Source organism: Mycobacterium hubeiense (genome assembly GCF_002838065.1).
In the GTDB taxonomy this organism is placed as follows: Bacteria; Actinomycetota; Actinomycetes; order Mycobacteriales; family Mycobacteriaceae; genus Mycobacterium; species Mycobacterium hubeiense.
Genome location: NZ_PIZU01000005.1, coordinates 176,818 through 192,355, shown reverse-complemented (window position 1 = coordinate 192,355; position 15,538 = coordinate 176,818). Strand labels below are relative to the sequence as shown.

General features: G+C 64.8%; 18 protein-coding genes and 1 pseudogene. 6 read left to right on the top strand and 13 right to left on the bottom strand.

All coding sequences use genetic code 11. The annotated features are described in order from the left end of the window. Positions 1 to 16: 16 nt before the first annotated feature. From CWS39_RS06770 to CWS39_RS06755, 4 genes and pseudogenes are all read left to right on the top strand, one after another. A complete protein-coding gene (locus CWS39_RS06770) occupies positions 17 to 1,219 on the top strand; it encodes a cytochrome P450 (RefSeq protein WP_102142121.1) in 1,203 nt (400 codons plus the stop codon). After that, positions 1,216 to 1,416 (top strand): ferredoxin, encoded by a 201-nt coding sequence (locus tag CWS39_RS06765; protein ID WP_102142120.1) that lies wholly within the window; start codon positions 1,216 to 1,218, stop codon positions 1,414 to 1,416. The genes CWS39_RS06770 and CWS39_RS06765 overlap by 4 nt, the downstream gene beginning before the upstream one ends. Next, positions 1,413 to 2,618 carry a cytochrome P450 gene (locus tag CWS39_RS06760; RefSeq protein ID WP_102142119.1) on the top strand — a complete coding sequence of 402 codons (1,206 nt, stop codon included), beginning with the start codon at positions 1,413 to 1,415 and terminating at the stop codon, positions 2,616 to 2,618. The genes CWS39_RS06765 and CWS39_RS06760 overlap by 4 nt, the downstream gene beginning before the upstream one ends. Continuing rightward, positions 2,619 to 3,005, top strand: a pseudogene (locus tag CWS39_RS06755) (alpha/beta fold hydrolase); the annotation flags it as partial. Positions 3,006 to 3,065: 60 nt separating this feature from the next. On the opposite strand, the gene CWS39_RS06750 reads toward CWS39_RS06755, so the two are convergent. From CWS39_RS06750 to CWS39_RS06695, 12 genes are all read right to left on the bottom strand, one after another. Next, positions 3,066 to 3,350: a DUF1330 domain-containing protein gene (locus tag CWS39_RS06750; protein ID WP_102142118.1), complete on the bottom strand. Its 285-nt coding sequence runs from the start codon at positions 3,348 to 3,350 to the stop codon at positions 3,066 to 3,068. A gap of 16 nt (positions 3,351 to 3,366) precedes the next feature. Beyond that, positions 3,367 to 3,558, bottom strand: coding sequence for a ferredoxin (locus CWS39_RS06745; RefSeq protein ID WP_102142117.1), 192 nt, complete (start codon positions 3,556 to 3,558; stop codon positions 3,367 to 3,369). Then, the gene (locus CWS39_RS06740; RefSeq protein ID WP_102142116.1) at positions 3,555 to 4,844 is read right to left on the bottom strand and encodes a cytochrome P450; all 1,290 of its coding nucleotides are present in this window, start codon (positions 4,842 to 4,844) and stop codon (positions 3,555 to 3,557) included. The genes CWS39_RS06745 and CWS39_RS06740 overlap by 4 nt, the downstream gene beginning before the upstream one ends. Positions 4,845 to 4,960: 116 nt before the next feature. Next, a complete protein-coding gene (locus tag CWS39_RS06735; RefSeq protein WP_102142115.1) occupies positions 4,961 to 5,803 on the bottom strand; it encodes a TauD/TfdA dioxygenase family protein in 843 nt (280 codons plus the stop codon). A 13-nt stretch (positions 5,804 to 5,816) separates the two neighbouring features. Further along, the gene (locus CWS39_RS06730; protein WP_102142163.1) at positions 5,817 to 6,146 is read right to left on the bottom strand and encodes a hypothetical protein; all 330 of its coding nucleotides are present in this window, start codon (positions 6,144 to 6,146) and stop codon (positions 5,817 to 5,819) included. Positions 6,147 to 6,148: 2 nt separating this feature from the next. Beyond that, complete coding sequence (locus tag CWS39_RS06725; RefSeq protein WP_102142114.1) at positions 6,149 to 7,420, bottom strand: aromatic ring-hydroxylating oxygenase subunit alpha; 1,272 nt, start codon at positions 7,418 to 7,420, stop codon at positions 6,149 to 6,151. 15 nt (positions 7,421 to 7,435) lie between these two features. Then, the gene (locus tag CWS39_RS06720) at positions 7,436 to 8,179 is read right to left on the bottom strand and encodes an SDR family NAD(P)-dependent oxidoreductase (protein WP_102142113.1); all 744 of its coding nucleotides are present in this window, start codon (positions 8,177 to 8,179) and stop codon (positions 7,436 to 7,438) included. Positions 8,180 to 8,189: 10 nt separating this feature from the next. Continuing rightward, complete coding sequence (locus CWS39_RS06715; RefSeq protein ID WP_102142112.1) at positions 8,190 to 9,206, bottom strand: ferredoxin--NADP reductase; 1,017 nt, start codon at positions 9,204 to 9,206, stop codon at positions 8,190 to 8,192. Positions 9,207 to 9,251: 45 nt separating this feature from the next. Next, a complete protein-coding gene (locus CWS39_RS06710; RefSeq protein ID WP_102142111.1) occupies positions 9,252 to 9,707 on the bottom strand; it encodes a MarR family winged helix-turn-helix transcriptional regulator in 456 nt (151 codons plus the stop codon). A 20-nt stretch (positions 9,708 to 9,727) separates the two neighbouring features. After that, entirely contained in the window at positions 9,728 to 10,963 is a 1,236-nt protein-coding gene (locus CWS39_RS06705) for a metal-dependent hydrolase family protein (RefSeq protein ID WP_102142110.1), read from the bottom strand. Continuing rightward, positions 10,960 to 11,289: a hypothetical protein gene (locus tag CWS39_RS06700; RefSeq protein ID WP_102142109.1), complete on the bottom strand. Its 330-nt coding sequence runs from the start codon at positions 11,287 to 11,289 to the stop codon at positions 10,960 to 10,962. The genes CWS39_RS06705 and CWS39_RS06700 overlap by 4 nt, the downstream gene beginning before the upstream one ends. A 1-nt stretch (position 11,290) precedes the next feature. Further along, positions 11,291 to 12,556 carry an aromatic ring-hydroxylating oxygenase subunit alpha gene (locus CWS39_RS06695; RefSeq protein ID WP_102142108.1) on the bottom strand — a complete coding sequence of 422 codons (1,266 nt, stop codon included), beginning with the start codon at positions 12,554 to 12,556 and terminating at the stop codon, positions 11,291 to 11,293. A gap of 151 nt (positions 12,557 to 12,707) precedes the next feature. Between CWS39_RS06695 and CWS39_RS06690 the strand changes: the two genes are divergently transcribed. Together CWS39_RS06690 and CWS39_RS06685 are read left to right on the top strand one after the other, a co-directional pair. After that, positions 12,708 to 14,159 carry an aldehyde dehydrogenase gene (locus CWS39_RS06690; RefSeq protein ID WP_102142107.1) on the top strand — a complete coding sequence of 484 codons (1,452 nt, stop codon included), beginning with the start codon at positions 12,708 to 12,710 and terminating at the stop codon, positions 14,157 to 14,159. Further along, positions 14,156 to 14,956 (top strand): emopamil-binding protein, encoded by an 801-nt coding sequence (locus tag CWS39_RS06685; protein ID WP_102142106.1) that lies wholly within the window; start codon positions 14,156 to 14,158, stop codon positions 14,954 to 14,956. The genes CWS39_RS06690 and CWS39_RS06685 overlap by 4 nt, the downstream gene beginning before the upstream one ends. Here CWS39_RS06685 and CWS39_RS06680 read toward each other — a convergent pair. Next, a complete protein-coding gene (locus CWS39_RS06680) occupies positions 14,908 to 15,510 on the bottom strand; it encodes a TetR/AcrR family transcriptional regulator (RefSeq protein WP_102142105.1) in 603 nt (200 codons plus the stop codon). The two genes, CWS39_RS06685 and CWS39_RS06680, sit on opposite strands and share 49 nt — an antisense overlap. Between the last annotated feature and the right edge of the window lie 28 nt (positions 15,511 to 15,538).

Sequence of the window (15,538 nt, the reverse complement as noted above, 5' to 3'; positions counted from 1 at the left end):
CGCGAAAGAGGAGACCATGACCAAGCCAAAACTGGTGTTCGACCCGTATTCGCAGGAGTACTTCGACAACCCGTATGAGATCTACGCGCGGATGCGCGACGAGACGCCGATCTACTACGACGAAGAGCAGGACTTCTACGCGCTGACCCGGCACGCGGACGTCGCGGCGGCACTGAAGGACCACGAGTCGTTCTCGTCCACCCGCGGATGCCACCTGTCCATGGTCAAGTCAGGTCAGGGCTTCCAGAAGTCGATCATCTTCATGGATCCCCCGGAGCACCGCTTCATGCGCAGCCTGCTCAACAAGGCGTTCACGCCGCGGGCGATCCAGTCCCAGCGCGACACCGTCGTCGAACTCGTCGAGCACTACCTGTCCAAGGTGGATCCCGACAACTTCGATGTGGTGCAGGACTTCTCGGGTCCGTTCCCCGTTGAGGTCATCACCCGGATGGCCGGGGTGCCGGAGGACTACCGCCAACAGGTCCGGCACTGGATCGACAAGGGCCTGGAAGTCAAACCGGGACAGCTCGAACTGTCCGAAGAGAACATGCAGGCCAACATCGACGCGGGCATCTACTACTACGGCCTGGTGCAGGAGCGTCGGGCCAACCCGCAGGACGACATGATTAGCCGCTTGATCGCCGCCGAGGTCCCCGGCGAGAACGGCGAGATGCGCAGGCTCGACGACGTCGAGATCACCGGCTTCGTCGCGCTGCTGGGTGGCGCGGGCGCCGAGACCGTCACCAAGTTGGTCGGCAGCGCGGTGGTGGAGTTCGCGCGCCATCCCGAGCAGTGGCAGATGCTGCTCGATGACCGCAGCCTGGTGCCCAACGCGGTCGAGGAGCTGCTGCGCTACGTCGGCCCCGTGCAGTACAACGTGCGCTTCACCCTGAAGGACGCCGAGGTGCCCAGCGGCACGATTCCCGCGAACAAACCGGTGTTCCTCATGAAGGCGGCCGCCAACCGCGACCCGCGCGCGTTCACAAACGCCGAAACCTTCGACATCACCCGGGACAAGACCGAGGCCCAGAATCTCGGCCTGGGCTACGGTATCCACAGTTGTCTCGGCGCGGCGCTGGCCCGGCTGGAGACGACGATCGCGCTCGAGCACCTGCTCGACTTCATGCCGCGCTACGAGGTGGATTTCGACGGCTTGGAGCGCGTGCACATGCAAAACGTCGCCGGCTACCACCATGTGCCAGTGAGGGTGTTGCGATGACTCAAAAGATCGTCGTCGACTTCGGGCTCTGCGAGAGCAACGGAGTGTGTATGGGCATCATCCCCGAGGTGTTCGATCTCGATGATCAGGATTACCTGCACGTGCTGCAGGAAGAGGTGACGCCGGAAATCGAGCACCAGGTCAGGGAAGCCGTGCGTCAATGCCCCCGGCAGGCGATCTCGATCGAAGACGCATGACGACGTCCGAACTCGTCTTCGACCCCTTTTCGCCGGAGTACTTCAACGGGCCATGGGAGATCTACCGGCGGCTGCGCGAGGAAGCGCCGGTCTACTACAACGCCGAACACGACTTCTACGCGTTGTCACGGCATGCGGATGTGGCGGCGGCGTACAAGGATTTCGAGACCTATTCGTCTGCTTACGGTTTGGATCTCGCGACCGTGCGGTCCGATGAACCGATGCCCGCGAAGATGATCATCCTCATGGATCCGCCTGAGCACCGCCACATGCGCAGCCTGGTGAACAAGGTGTTCACCCCGCGGGCCATCGAGGCGATGCGGCCGATGGTGACCGAGACCATCGACCGGTACATCTCGAAGGCGAACCCCACCCGCTTCGACGTGGTCAGCGACTTCTCCGCATTCTTTCCGGTTGAAGTCATCACCCAGATGCTGGGCGTGCCAGAGGAATACCGCCAGCAGGTCCGGGAATGGGTGGACACCTCGCTGCACCGCGAGCCCGGTCAGATCGACATGTCCGAAGAGGGTCTGCAGGCCATCGCCGAGGCCATGGGGCTGTACTACCAGCTGATCCAGGAGCGCCGAGCCAACCCGCAGGACGACATGTTCAGCCGCTTGGTCGCCGCGGAGATCACCCGCGAGGACGGGGAGCGGGAATCCCTGGATGATTTCGAGATCGCCGGCTTCGCAACGCTTCTCGGGGGTGCGGGCGCGGAGACGGTCACCAAGCTCGTCGGAAACGCCGCGGTGACGTTTGCGCGCTATCCCGACCAGTGGCAGAAGCTGCTCGACGACCGCAGCAAGATCCCCGCGGCGGTCGAAGAGCTGCTGCGGTACGAGCCGCCCGTGCACTACAACGTGCGGCGGTCGATGCGCGACGTTGAGCTACACGGCGTCACGATTCCCGAAGGTAAACCCGTGTTCCTGTTGCAGGCTTCGGCGCACCGCGATCCCGAGGCGTTCACCGATCCCGACACCTTCGACATCGACCGCAATCGCACCGAGGCGCAGAATCTCGGCTTCGGGTACGGCGTGCACAGCTGCCTGGGCGCGGCACTGGCCCGGATGGAGACGGCGATCGCTTTGGAGCGGCTGCTCGACCGGATGCCTCGCTACGAAGTCATCTGGGAGGACTGCAAGCGGGTGGCCATGCAGAATGTCGCAGGCTGGTCGAACGTCCCGGTCCGGGTGCTGAGCTGAATGCGGTTTGTCTTCGTGCACGGCGGTTTTCACGCCGCGTGGTGCTGGGAGCGGACGATCGCTGAGCTTGAGGCGTTGGGCCACTCGGGGTATGCCGTTGATCTGCCGGGCCACGGCGCGCGCGTCGACGAGGAGTCGACGCTGGCGAACCGACGCGACGCGATCGTGTCTGCGTTGCAGGCGGGCTCGCCCGAAAAGAGCGTGCTCGTGGGACACTCCGGCGGGGGGTTCGACGCCACGCTGGCAGCCGACGCCACACCGGATCTCGTCGGCCACATCGTCTATCTCGCGGCCGCTTTGCCTCGCGAGGGCCGCACATATCCCGAGGCGATGGCGATGCGCGACTCCGAAGACGGCGAGTTCGACGCCGATGTCGGAGAGATGTTGATAGCGACAGCCTAACGGGTTGATCACTCGCATCAGGTGCGAGTAATCACCCCGGCTAATTCACATGCCGTGGAGGATGACGCCGTTGCAGTCGGCGGCGGCCTGGCGCAGCTTGACCGCCTCCTGATAGGCGTCGGAGTTGTACCACTCGCGGGCCGCCTCGACCGATTCGAATTCGAGGAGCACTGTCTGAGTGCCGTGCCACTCGCCCTCGATCACCTCGGGCTTCTGGTCGAACGCCAACAGCGTCGAGCCGGCCATCGCCTTGCCGGCGAGCTTGGCGTATTCGGCCATTCCGGCCGGATCCTTGACGTCCTCGGTGATGAGGATATAACCCTTGGGCACTGACTCTCCTTGGTTCTCAGTCGATTTCGCTGATGGCTTGTTCCGGACAGCATTCGATGGCTTCTTTGGCGGCGCCTTCGAGTCCCGCCGGTACTTCCGATGGCTCGGCGACGGCGTACCCGTCGTCGGTCATGCTGAACACCTCCGGGCACAGCGTCAGGCACATGCCGTGCCCGCGGCACCGGTCCTCATCGACATTCACCTTCATCGCGAATCACCTTCAGCGACATCGAATTCCAGGTGCAGTTCGGTGAGCCCACGCAAGATGTACGTCGGAATGTAGGAGTAGCGACGCTCACCGGCCGGACCGTGATGCTTGTCGCTGATCCGGATATCGGTGGTGCGATCCAGCAGACGCTCGAGGCCCACCCGGGTTTCGGCGCGGGCCAACGGCGCACCCGGGCAGCTGTGAATGCCGCGGCCGAACGCCAAGTGCTGGCGAGCGTTCTTGCGTTCGGGGTCGAAGTTGTCCGGATCCTCGAAACGGCGCGGATCGCGGTTGGCCGCACCGTTGACCACCATCACCGTGCAGCCGGCGCCGAGGGACTGCTCGCCGACGGTCGTCGGCACCCGCGACAACCGGAAGTCGCCCTTGACCGGGCTCTCGATGCGCAGGCACTCCTCGATGAAATTCGGTAGCAGGCTGCGGTCTTCGCGCAACCGTTGCTGAATGTCGGGGCGGTCGCCGATCACCTTCAGCGCAGTGCCGAGCAGCCGCACCGTCGTCTCCTGACCGGCCGAGAACACGTTGGTGGCCACGCGAACGACGTCGCCGACCTCCGGCACGGTGCCGTCCGGGAACGTCGCCGTTGCCAACCCGGTCAGCACGTCGTCGCGAGGCTCGCGCCGACGATCCTCGACATACTCGGCGAACACGTCGTAGAGGTATTCCAGCGGCGTCTTGGCCAGCGTCTTGTCAGCGTTGCCCAGCCCGCTGCCGTGGGTGCCACGCGCCAGCCGCTCCAGCAGCTCCGGGCGATCCTCTTCGGGCACGCCGAGCAGGTCGGCGATGACGCGCAACGTGAACGGGCCCGCGAACCCCGTGATGAACTCCCCCTCGCCGGGCGCCAGGAAGTCGTCGAGGATGTCGTCGGCCAGCTGCCACATCGCGTCCTCGTTCTCCTTGAGGCGCTTGGGGGTGATCAGCCGCATGAGCAGGGCGCGGTGGTTGGTGTGCGTCGGCGGGTCCAGCGTCGGCAGCTGGTCGCTGAACGGGATCTCGTCGCGGTGCTTCACGATCAGGTCGGTGACGTCATCCCCTTCGAGCGGCACCGGAAACCCCGGGAACGGCCCCGTCACCGAGATGCACGACGAGAACGTGTCGGCGTCGTTGTAGACGTCGACGGCCTCCTGCCAGCCGGTCACCATCATCACGCCGTAATGGTCCTCGCGGGCGACCGGGCACTTGTTGCGAAGTGCCTCGTAGAACGGGTACGGGTCGTCGAACAGCCGACTGTCCCGGAAGAAGTCGACCGAGGTGAGGTCTTCCGTCATGCACTACTGCCTTTCGACGATCCCAGCGGACGAGAATGTGATTCTCATCTGTGGGTATTAGATTTCCATAGTGGCACGCCGGCGTCAACGAGGGGGCTGTGCACTCGCCTAGCCCGTCACTGAATGGGCTCGTCGCCCAGCACGGTGGTGCGCAGCATCTCCCGCGGGGAGTCGGGGTCATACGGCGCCGCCCGATGCAGCACACCGCGGTTGTCCCAGATCACGGTGTCGCCGACGGACCATTGGTGGCTGTACACCTTGTCGGCGCCGGTGGCGCGATCGAGCAACTCCGCCAGCAGCGCCCGGCCCGCGTCGCGGTCCATGCCGACGACGTAGTCGGCCGAGGCGCCCAGCACCAGCGACTTGCGCCCGCTGCGATGGGTCCACACGAGAGGGTGCTCGTGCGTGGGCCGCGCCCGCCAGCGCGCCAGTTCCTCCGGCGTCGGGTCGGGGTTGACCCGGCGCTGCGAGGCCTCCAGGGAGTGCACGACGCGCAGCGACGCGAAGCGCTCCTTCTCGTCGTCGCTCAGCTCGTCGTAGGCGCCGTAGGCGCTGGCGAATTCGGTCTCGCCGCCGCGCTCGGCCACCTGGACGGCGGAGAGCACGGTGGCCTTCTGCGGAGGTTCGTCATTTGTCGGCGTGCAGCCGTCGATGTGCCAGTCGAACGTCGCACGCAGGTACGCCGCCGACGAGTTCTTCGACTTGTCCAGGGTGACCGGATAGATCCCGGCGACGGGGTGGTGACCGTCCGACGAGTGGTCCACCTCCCCCAGCCGACGGCAGAACGCCACCTGGGCTTCGGGATCCAGGTGCAGATCGGGAAAGACGAGTACTCCGTTGTCCTCCAACGCATCCAGCACGGCTTGACCCAACGTGTCGTCGGCCAGCGACTCCGAGTCCAGCCCGGTCACCTCCGCCCCGACCGACGCAGTGAGCTTATTGATGGTCAGCAGACTCATAATCGTCCTGTTCTCACGGCACCGGCGCGCTGACGCGGTGCATCTCGGCGTCGGCCGAGTCGGTGGGTTTCTGGGTGCCGAAGATCTCGACGGCCATCGACACCATGATCATCGAGTAGACGAGGTGTAGAAGATTCAGCGCATCGTCCGGAATATCGTCGAGCGGAAACTTGTCGCAGTAGTCGATCGCCTCCTCGAAGCGTCCAGAGAACGCGTCGTAGAACTCCCGGATCTCCGACATCGGCGTCGACAGACGCGCTTCCCATCGTTCCGGTTCCGTTGCCAGACACCACTTCTCGGCGAACTTCTCGAACTCGGCGAACGCGCTGGGCAGTCGTTTCATGGTCACACCCCCACCGGAGCCGGCTCGGCCTTGTACTCCTCGACCCATTTGACCGCCTCGTGGTGCAGATGACGCACCAGGATCTCCTGATCGGACAGCGGATAGTCGTTGACTATTGGCTCGTCCAGGCCGTACTCCAGCGCCGCCTGCGTGCCGCCGAGCATGCCCGCATCCTGCAGCGCGAACTCCTTGAGCACCACCGACGCAACCTCGTGTTCGATGCGCTCGCGCACGGTGCGTGCAGGATGAAATGCGTTGTAGGCCTCGAACTTATGGGTGTTGTGCGATGTCGGCCAGTACCGGTACAGCAGGTACCAGCCGTGGTAGACGAGGATCTCCAGGTTCGGGAAGATCTGGAAGTTGGTGATACCCCACGGCTCGATCCCGCCGGGGTTCAAACCGGCCGACGGGTGCGTCTCGGGTGTGCGCCACGGGCCCACCAGTCCACTGCGCGTGATCCTTTCGACCGGATACATGTATTCCGGATCGAGCAGCCATCGCCGGGTGCCTGCGGTGGACACCAGGCGGTGCGGCCCGTCGATCTGGAAGTGCCCGCACTCGAACGTGGCGTTGGGTTGGCGCACCGCGCTGGGCACCTGCTGGCTGTGCAGCGACGGCACGTGGTAGTACTCCTGGAAGGCGTCGGCGAAGATCTTCCAATTGCTGTTGTTGTGCGCCTCGAATTCGTAACGCTCGGTCATCAATTCGAACGGGTAGTCGTCGAGCGCGGTGATCATCGGGCCGAGGAATTCGCGCAGGCTCCATCGCGGCTCGGGATCGAAGTTGATGAAGATGAACCCGTTCCACACGTCGCAGTGCACTGGCTTGAGCCCGAGCTGCGAGGTGTCGAGGTTGAAGAACTCGCCTTCCTGCTGGACGAACGTCAGGTCGCCCGCCAGATCGTAGCGCCAGCCGTGGTACTTGCAGGTGAACTGCCGGCAGGTGCCCTTGACCTCCTGGTTGGGAAAGTCGTTCCACACCAACTTGTTTCCACGATGGCGGCAGATGTTGTGGAAGGCGCGGATCTGCTGATCCTTGCCTTTGACGACGATCACCGAGGTCTTGGCGGCGTCGATGTCCTTGGTGAAATAGCTGCCCACCCGCGGGACGTCTTCGATTCGGCCGACGTTGAGCCAGGCCCGCTTGAACACCGCCTCACGCTCGAGTTCGTAGAACTCGGGAGATGTCGAATCGCGGAATGAGATCGGTCCGGTGCCCAGCTCCGGGTAGTGCTCCGTCCAGCTGCCTTCCGCCGGCTTAGGCCATTTGCCCATGCTGATCTCCTTTACTCACATCACCGATCCGCCGTTGACACCAAGGGTTTGCCCCGTGATGAAGCCCGCTTGCTCCGAACACAGGAAACCGACCGCAGCCGCGATGTCGTCGCCTGTACCGAGGTGGCCGAGCGGGACGCTGGCAGCCATCTGCTCGTTCGGCGGCAGGTGGCCCGCGGCCTGCGACTGATGCTGCATCGGTGTCTCGATCGCCGACGGCGGGATGTTGTTCACCGTGATTCCTGCCGGGCCATATTCGCGCGCAAGCGATTTGGTCAGCGACAGCAGCGCACCCTTGGACGCCGCGTAGTGCGCCATGCCCGGCGAGCCGCGCTGGGCGCTGGACGATGAGATCATCACGATGCGGCCCCACCCCGCCTCGAGCATGTCCGGGATGGCGAGCTGACAACAGTGGAACGTCCCGGTGAGATTGATGTCGATCAGTCGCTGCCACGCTTGCGGGCTGATGTCGGTGAACGGCGAAAAGTCCACCGCGCCCGCGCTGGTGACGAGGATGTGCACAGGGCCCAACTCGTTGCGCACCTTGGCGAATGCCTCCTCGAGCGCCGCGCGGTCGCTGACGTCGGCCGCGACACCGAGTGCCGTCACACCCTCGGCCCGCAGTTCCTCGGCGACGCGCTGGGCCGCCTCACCGTTGAGATCGAGCACGGCAACCTTGTGCCCACGCCGGCCCAACTCGTGGCACGTCGCCTCACCCATGCCCGACGCGCCGCCGGTCACCACCGCTACCCGGTTCATCTGTTCCGCCCTACTCGTAGACAACGTGGATTGTTCGACTGGTCGGCAGGGACTGGCAGGTCAGCACCCAGCCCTCGGCCACTTCGTCGTCGTCGAGTGCGTCGTTGTTGAGCATCCTGGCGCTGCCGTCCACGACACGGGCCATACATGTTCCGCACGAACCGGTTTCACACGACGACGGCGCCCGCAGGCCCGCCGTGCGCGCCATCTGAAGCAGGGTGTTGCCGGAGCGGTACGCCACCGTGGTCTTCTTGCGATCCAATTCGATGACGACCTCTTCGGTTTCCGATGCGGCATCATCGGCGGATATCGGTTCCACGGTGAAGCGCTCGAGGTGCACGCGTTCGCGGGGCACACCGGCCTTGAGGACTGTCGCTTCCACGGCATCCATGAACGCGCTGGGCCCGCAGATGTAGTAGTCCGCTGCGCCGGTGCCGGTGAGGAAAGATTCGACGGCACTGGGCGTTACGACGCCGGCCTCCTCGTCGAGGTGATGCACGACGGTTAGCCGGTCGGCGTGGCGGTCGGCGAGCTGGGCGAGCGCGTCGCCGAAGATCACCGAGTCCCGGCTGCGGTTGGCGTAGAACAGCCGGATTCGTCTCGACGATTTCGCCAGCGCCGTACGGAGAAGCGACATGATCGGCGTGATACCGCTGCCCCCGGCGAACGCCACGATGTCGTCTGACGTGTCACGCAGTACGAACCGTCCGTCCGGCGGGGCAGCGTGGATCTCGCCGCCCTCGGAGGCGGTGTCGTTGAGCCAGTTCGACACCAGGCCGCCGGGGTCGCGTTTGATCGTGATACGCAGATCGTCTTCGACGGGTGCGGACGACATCGAGTAGCAACGACGGTGCTCCTGCCCGTCGACATTGACCCGCAGCGTCAAGAACTGGCCGGCCTGATAGCGGAATTTCGGGGCGCAGTGCTCGGGCACGTCGAGCACCAGCGACACCGCATCAGCGGTCTCGCGCACGACGCGCTTGATGCGCAGTGGCGCAAACTCGTCGACCTTGGTATCCCCGCTCATCGAGATTCATAATATCAAGTACTTGTCATAGGTATCAAGTACTTTCTATTCATCGCCGATGTGGTCCAGGTGCAGCTTGTGGCCGGTGCCTTGTTCGATCACGCGACCGAGCAGTTCCTTCAACGTCTTTTGCTCGTCCTTGCTGAGCACGCCGAAGACCTTGTGGTGGGCGGCGATGGCGTCGCTGACGACGGCTTCGGCGACCTCGCGACCGCGATCGGTCAAGAACGCCTGCAGGATTCGGCCGTGCTGCGGGTCTTGTTTGCGCTCCACCAGCCCCCGGCGCTCAAGCTCCTTCAACGCCAGCTGCACGCCCTGCGGGCTGATGAGCAGCCGCCGCGCCAGCTCGGCCCCAGACAGGCCGGGTTCGGTGGCCAGCTGACGCAACATGCCGATCTGCGCTGTGCTCACACCGTGCTCGCTCACCGAGTCGTTGACCGTCGTCAGCGCGAAGTACCAGGCCTGCTTGAGCAGCCACAGAATGTTGTCGGTCTGTTCCATTCTCGCCTCCTAGCCCGACGTTAGCGCTTGAAGACCTCGCCGTTCTTCATCACGAATTGCACGTCGAGCGTCGTGGCGATGTCGCGCGACGGGTCGCCGGGCACAGCGATGATGTCGGCCAGGTAGCCGGGTGCGATGCGCCCGAGCTCATCGTCGGCCTCGATGAGCTCGGCACTGGTGATCGTCGCGGCCCGCAGCGCCTGCATCGGCGTCATACCGCGTTTCACCAACGCGCACAGCTCTTTCGCGTTCTGCCCGTGCGGGATCGCCGGCGCATCGGTGCCGCAGGCGATGCGCACCCCGGCCGCAATTGCCTTGGGCAGCATGGCCTGCGCCTGCGGGAAAACCACTTCGGCCTTCTTGCGCAGTTCCGGGGCGATGCGGTCGATGGCCATCGCCTCGGTGAGATAGGTCGTCGACACCAGGAAGGTCCCGGTGTCGGCCATCATCTTGATGGTGTCGTCGGATGCCAGGAACCCGTGTTCGATGCAGTCGATTCCCGCGCGGATGCAGGCGCGGATCGCGCTGTCCCCCACCGCATGCGCGGCCACCCGCACCCCAGCCCGGTGGGCCTCGTCGGCGATCGCCGCGAACTCCTCGTCGGAGTACTGCTGCGCGCCCGGCGCGGTGCTGTGCGACATCACCCCGCCCGACGCGGACACCTTGATCAGCTTGGCGCCGTGCCGAACCTGGTAACGCACGCAGGCGCGGACGTCATCGACGCCGTTGGCGATGCCCTCCGCCACCGACAGCGGCATGATCCCCGGCGCCAGCCGTTGAAACACCGTCGGATCGAGGTGTCCGCCGTACGGCGTGACGGCGTGTCCGGCGGGGTAGATCCGCGGGCCGACGTGCCAACCCTGGTCGATGGCGCGTTGCAATGCGACGTCGAGGAGATAGCCGCCAGTCTTCACCATCAACCCGAGATTGCGCACCGTGGTGAAGCCGGCTTCGAGCGTGGTGCGCGCGTTGACCGCCCCGCGCAGGGTGCGGTAGGCGGGATCGTCCTGCACGCCGTGCATCGGGCTGGGCAGCCCCTCAGGACCGCCGGGGCCACCGATGAGCAGGTTGAGCTCCATGTCCATCAGCCCGGGCAGCAGCGTGACGTCGCCGAGATCGATGTCCGTCGAATCAGGCGGCAGTTCAGCGGGATTCACCGCGGCGATGCGATCGTCCTCGACCACCACCACGGCCGGGGAGCGCACCTCGCCGGCTGCGATGTCGGCCCAGCGGGCGGCCCGCAGGATGGTCGTCATGGGACGGGTTCGACGACGCAGTCCAGCGTCGTGGCGCCCGAGTCGGGCACCTTCGGTTGCTTCCAGCACTCGATCGGGAACGACACCTGGATCATCGAGTAGAGAAGATGCATCAGGTTCAGCACGTCCTCGGGCATATCGTCGAGCGAGAACTTGTCGCAGTACGCGATCGCCTCGTCGGCCCGCGCGGTGACCGCGTCGTAGAAGGCCTGCATCTCGGTCATCGTGCTGTCCAGCCGCTTGGCGTATCGCTCCGGCTCCGTCGGCAGGCACCAGTCCGAAAACCGTTCCAGGTCAGCGAATTCGGGTGGTAATTTTGCAGTCACGTCACACCCCCGCGGTCTTGCGTTGGTAGTCCTCGACCCACGCGGCAGTCTCCTTGTGCAGGTGACGGATCAGCACCTCCTGATCGCACAGCACGAAGTCGTCCAGAACGCGTGACTCGATCATCGTCTGGGTGGCCTCCAGCGTATTGGCGTCCTGCAGGCCGTATTCCTTGAACGACACCGCGGCCAATTCCTGCGCGACGCGCTCCCGCGGCGTGCGTGGCTGCGGGAAGTACAGGTTGCCCTCGAAGATGTGCGTGTTGTACGACGTCGGCCAGTAGTGGTACGTCAGATACCAGCCCTGCCCCCAGAACAGGATCACGAAGTTGGGGAACAGCTGGAACGAATCCAGGCCCCACGGATCGCATTTCGCGGGGTTGAGCCCGGGCGGCATTTCCCCGAGATCCGGCTTGTCCCATGGCCCGAACAGCCCGCTCTGGCAGATGTCCTCGATGGGCTTGCGCATCTCGTCGGCCATCTCCCACGCCCGCACACCCGAGGTGCTCACCAACCGGTGCGGCCCTTCGATGCGATAGTGCGGCGCCTCAAACCCGGCCTCTGCCGCGGCCTTCGAGTACGCGGTCGGCGACTGGTTCGCGTGCAGTACGGGCGCGTGGTAAAACTCCTGAAACGCATCCATGTAGAGCTTCCAGTTCGCGTTGACCTCGGAACGGTAAGCGAACCGCGACGTCATCTTGTCGAACGGATAGCCCTCCAGATTGGTGATCATCGGGCCGAGGAAGTCGCGCAGGCTCTGCTCGGGTTCGGGCGCGAAGTTGACGAAGATGAACCCCTCCCAGACGTCGCAATGCACTCCGACCAAGCCGTAGCGGCTCTTGTCGAGGTTGAAGAACTCCCCTTCTTGCTGCACGAAGGTCAGGTTGCCGTCGAGGTCGTAGCGCCAGGCGTGGTACTTGCAGGTGAACTGCCGGCACACGCCGCTGGTCTCCTCCTGCGGCAAGTCGTTCCACACCAGCTTGTTGCCGCGGTGACGACAGATGTTGTGGTACGCCTTGACTTCACCGGAGGCAGTACGCACCACGATGATCGACGTGTTGACGACCTTGAGCTCTTTGGTGAAGTAGCTGCCCTTCTTCGGAAGCTGTTCGGTGCGACCGACATTCAGCCATGCCCGCTTGAAGATCGCCTTGCGTTCGATTTCGTAGAACTCGGGGCTGATCGAGTCCTCGTAGGAGACGGGCTCGGTGCCCAGCTCCGGATAGTGCTCCGTCCAGCTTCCTTCGGGCGGCTTGGGAAATCGGGCCATCGGTTTCTCCTCTCCACTCCGCGAGGCCGACGGTATATGCTCCATGTCACAATCGCAAGTAGTTGATATTGCTTCGGCGGGGCGAGCAGTTTCCGTCGAAATTTGCACCAGGGTCGTGATTCGACGCGGATTACGGGAAGGCGGGACACGGGTGCGGTCAAACGAGTTGTTCATCGGCGGCAGGTGGTCACAACCGAGCACCGACCAGCGCATCGACGTCATTGCTCCGCACACCGAGCAGCTGGTGGCGAGCGTCGCGGCCGCCGCGCCCGCCGATGTCGACACGGCGGTCGAGGCCGCGCGGGCGGCCTTCGATGCCGGCCCCTGGCCGCGACTGGATCCCGCCGAGCGCATCGAGGCCGTGCGCCGGCTCGCAAAGATCTACGGCGACCGACGCGCTGAGATGGCGGAAACCATCACGTCCGAGATCGGCGCACCGATCAGCTTCGCGCAACGGGCGCAGGTAGGGCTGCCCGCGATGATGATGACCGCGTTCTGCGACCTCGCCGACACCTATCCCTGGACCGAAGCCCGCCGCGGCATGTACGGGGCAGACATCCACATCCGCCGCGAGCCCGTAGGCGTCGTCGCCGCCATCGTGGCGTGGAACATGCCGCAGTTCCTTATCGTCACCAAGCTGATTCCGGCGCTGCTCGCCGGTTGCGTGGTGGTGCTCAAGCCAGCGCCCGAATCGCCGCTGAACGCGTTGCTGCTCGCCGAGATGCTTGCCGAGGCGGGCCTGCCGCCGGGTGTGGTCAGCGTGCTGCCCGGCGACGCACCGGTCGGCGAGTACTTGGTGAAACACCTTGGCGTGGACAAGGTCTCGTTCACCGGGTCGACGGCGGCGGGCAAGGCAGTCGCCGCGGCATGCGCGGCCGATCTGAAGCGCGTCAGCCTCGAGCTGGGCGGCAAGTCCGCGGCGATTGTGCTCGACGATGCCGACCCCGCCGCCGTCGCCGCCGGCGTCCGGTCGGCCAGCCTTTCCAACAGCGGTCAGATCTGTAATGCGTTGACTCGCATACTGGTTCCCGCCGCCCGCGCCGACGAGTTCACCGACGCGTTGGCCACCGAGATGACGTCGTTGGTCGTTGGCGATCCGACCGATGCCGCCACCCAGGTGGGCCCGCTCGTCGCAGAACGCCAGCAGGAGCGGGTGCTCGGCTACATCGAGAGCGGACAGCGGGAAGGCGCCCGCATCGTCGTCGGCGGCACGGACATGCCCGACGGGATCGACTGCGGCTGGTACGTCCGGCCCACATTGTTCGACCACGCGACCAACTCCATGCGGATCGCCCGCGAGGAGATCTTCGGGCCAGTGCTGACCGTCATTGCCTACGCCGACGAGGACGAGGCGGTGGCGATCGCCAACGACTCCGATTACGGGCTGGCGGGTTCGGTGTTCACGGCGGACACCGATCGCGGGCTGAGCGTCGCCACGCGCATCCGCACCGGGACGTTCGGGGTCAACCAGGGCTACACCATGGACCCGTTCGCCCCGTTCGGCGGCGTGAAAGCCAGCGGATACGGTCGCGAACTCGGCCGCGAAGGCATCGACGGCTACACCGACAGCAAGTCCATTTCCGTCGCGGCGAAAGGGACATGACCGTGTCCGAACGCGAACCCAACTTCGCGCGTCCGTGGGCGCCGCATCGCCTGCGGATCTACCTCGGAGTCGCCGTATGGACCACGCTGGTGTTCCTCGGGATGACGGTCGGCGTCGGCATCGGGTTGATCGAGCCGACGTTCACCTCCGACGTCATCGCAAACCTGCTCTTCGGAGTTCCGGTGATCCTGCTGCCGCTGGTGATTCTGTGGGATGCGCCGGGCGAGAACCGATCTCGCGTCGACAAGGCGGCCGAGCTGACCCTGTTCTACCTGCCCTACACCGCATTCAGCCAGATCGGCTATGAGCTGATGTTCCTCATCGGCCACCCGCTCGGATGGTGGACACCGACGTCGGACCCCGGCTTCAAATGGCTGTGGTGGCAGTACGGTTTGGCCGATACACGCTACGCCAGCGGTAACCCGTGGACGTTCGCTCTCGAGGTCGTCGGCGTCACCACCGGCGTCATCGTCATCACGATGTGGACCCGGTTGATCAAAACCGACCTGTCGCATGAATCCCGCATCCGCTGCCTGTGGGTGGCATTCGCGGGGATCGCGGTGTTGATGAGCAGCACCGCGGTGTACTTCCTCGCCGAGGTGGGCGCCGGTTTCAACGACATCGGGCAGGGCGCATTCGGCCTGTGGTTCAAGTTCATCGGCGAGAACATCCCGTTCATCGTGTTGCCGCCGCTGGTGCTCTATGCAATCCACCTACAGATCGACTACCTGACGCGGCGTGCCGGACGTCAGGACAGTTTGATCACCGACACGTACATCTCGACCATCGGCCGGTAGAGGTCGACATCGTCGAGTTCGCTGCCCAGTACGACGGAGTCGCTGGTGGCGACGAGCACCTGGGCGAACGTCAACGCAGGGATCAGCAGGGTGCCGCCGAGCCGGTCAATGCCCTCGACGACGAACTTCGCCAGCGCCTCGACGACCTCTGATCTCTTGGCCGCCACGCGTTCTCGCGCGTCGGGGTTGCGCATCAGATACAGCGTGAACTCATGGCCCAGCGCGGCGTGCTCGGCGCCGCGGTCGCGACTCAGTTGCCGCCACCGTGCGGCGATCTCGTCGAGTTCGCGCGACCCGATCTGCTCCGCCGACGACATCACCTCAGCGAAGTTGTCGAAGTAGCGCCGCCAATACCGGTCGCTGACCGCAAGGAAAAGATCCTCTTTGGTGGCGAAGTGCTTGTAGATGGCGCCCTTCGTGTAGCCGGCCGCGTGCGCGATATCGTCCAAAGTCGCTGGTGCAAAACCCTTTTCGGCAAACACATCTTCGGCAGCATCGAGCAGCAGTGAACGCGTGTGCTCAAGACGTCGTTCCCGTGTCCACCGCTCGACCATGAAAAAAGTGTGCCACAGAATCTGAGAA

What these genes read in the sequence shown, in the direction of transcription:
- CWS39_RS06770 (WP_102142121.1), top strand. Translation starts at nt 17, where the DNA reads ATGACCAAGCCAAAACTGGTGTTCGACCCGTATTCGCAGGAGTACTTC.
- CWS39_RS06765 (WP_102142120.1), top strand. Translation starts at nt 1,216, where the DNA reads ATGACTCAAAAGATCGTCGTCGACTTCGGGCTCTGCGAGAGCAACGGA.
- CWS39_RS06760 (WP_102142119.1), top strand. Translation starts at nt 1,413, where the DNA reads ATGACGACGTCCGAACTCGTCTTCGACCCCTTTTCGCCGGAGTACTTC.
- CWS39_RS06745 (WP_102142117.1), bottom strand. Translation starts at nt 3,558, where the DNA reads ATGAAGGTGAATGTCGATGAGGACCGGTGCCGCGGGCACGGCATGTGC.
- CWS39_RS06740 (WP_102142116.1), bottom strand. Translation starts at nt 4,844, where the DNA reads ATGACGGAAGACCTCACCTCGGTCGACTTCTTCCGGGACAGTCGGCTG.
- CWS39_RS06735 (WP_102142115.1), bottom strand. Translation starts at nt 5,803, where the DNA reads ATGAGTCTGCTGACCATCAATAAGCTCACTGCGTCGGTCGGGGCGGAG.
- CWS39_RS06730 (WP_102142163.1), bottom strand. Translation starts at nt 6,146, where the DNA reads ATGAAACGACTGCCCAGCGCGTTCGCCGAGTTCGAGAAGTTCGCCGAG.
- CWS39_RS06725 (WP_102142114.1), bottom strand. Translation starts at nt 7,420, where the DNA reads ATGGGCAAATGGCCTAAGCCGGCGGAAGGCAGCTGGACGGAGCACTAC.
- CWS39_RS06720 (WP_102142113.1), bottom strand. Translation starts at nt 8,179, where the DNA reads ATGAACCGGGTAGCGGTGGTGACCGGCGGCGCGTCGGGCATGGGTGAG.
- CWS39_RS06715 (WP_102142112.1), bottom strand. Translation starts at nt 9,206, where the DNA reads ATGAGCGGGGATACCAAGGTCGACGAGTTTGCGCCACTGCGCATCAAG.
- CWS39_RS06710 (WP_102142111.1), bottom strand. Translation starts at nt 9,707, where the DNA reads ATGGAACAGACCGACAACATTCTGTGGCTGCTCAAGCAGGCCTGGTAC.
- CWS39_RS06705 (WP_102142110.1), bottom strand. Translation starts at nt 10,963, where the DNA reads ATGACGACCATCCTGCGGGCCGCCCGCTGGGCCGACATCGCAGCCGGC.
- CWS39_RS06695 (WP_102142108.1), bottom strand. Translation starts at nt 12,556, where the DNA reads ATGGCCCGATTTCCCAAGCCGCCCGAAGGAAGCTGGACGGAGCACTAT.
- CWS39_RS06685 (WP_102142106.1), top strand. Translation starts at nt 14,156, where the DNA reads ATGACCGTGTCCGAACGCGAACCCAACTTCGCGCGTCCGTGGGCGCCG.
- CWS39_RS06680 (WP_102142105.1), bottom strand. Translation starts at nt 15,510, where the DNA reads ATGGTCGAGCGGTGGACACGGGAACGACGTCTTGAGCACACGCGTTCA.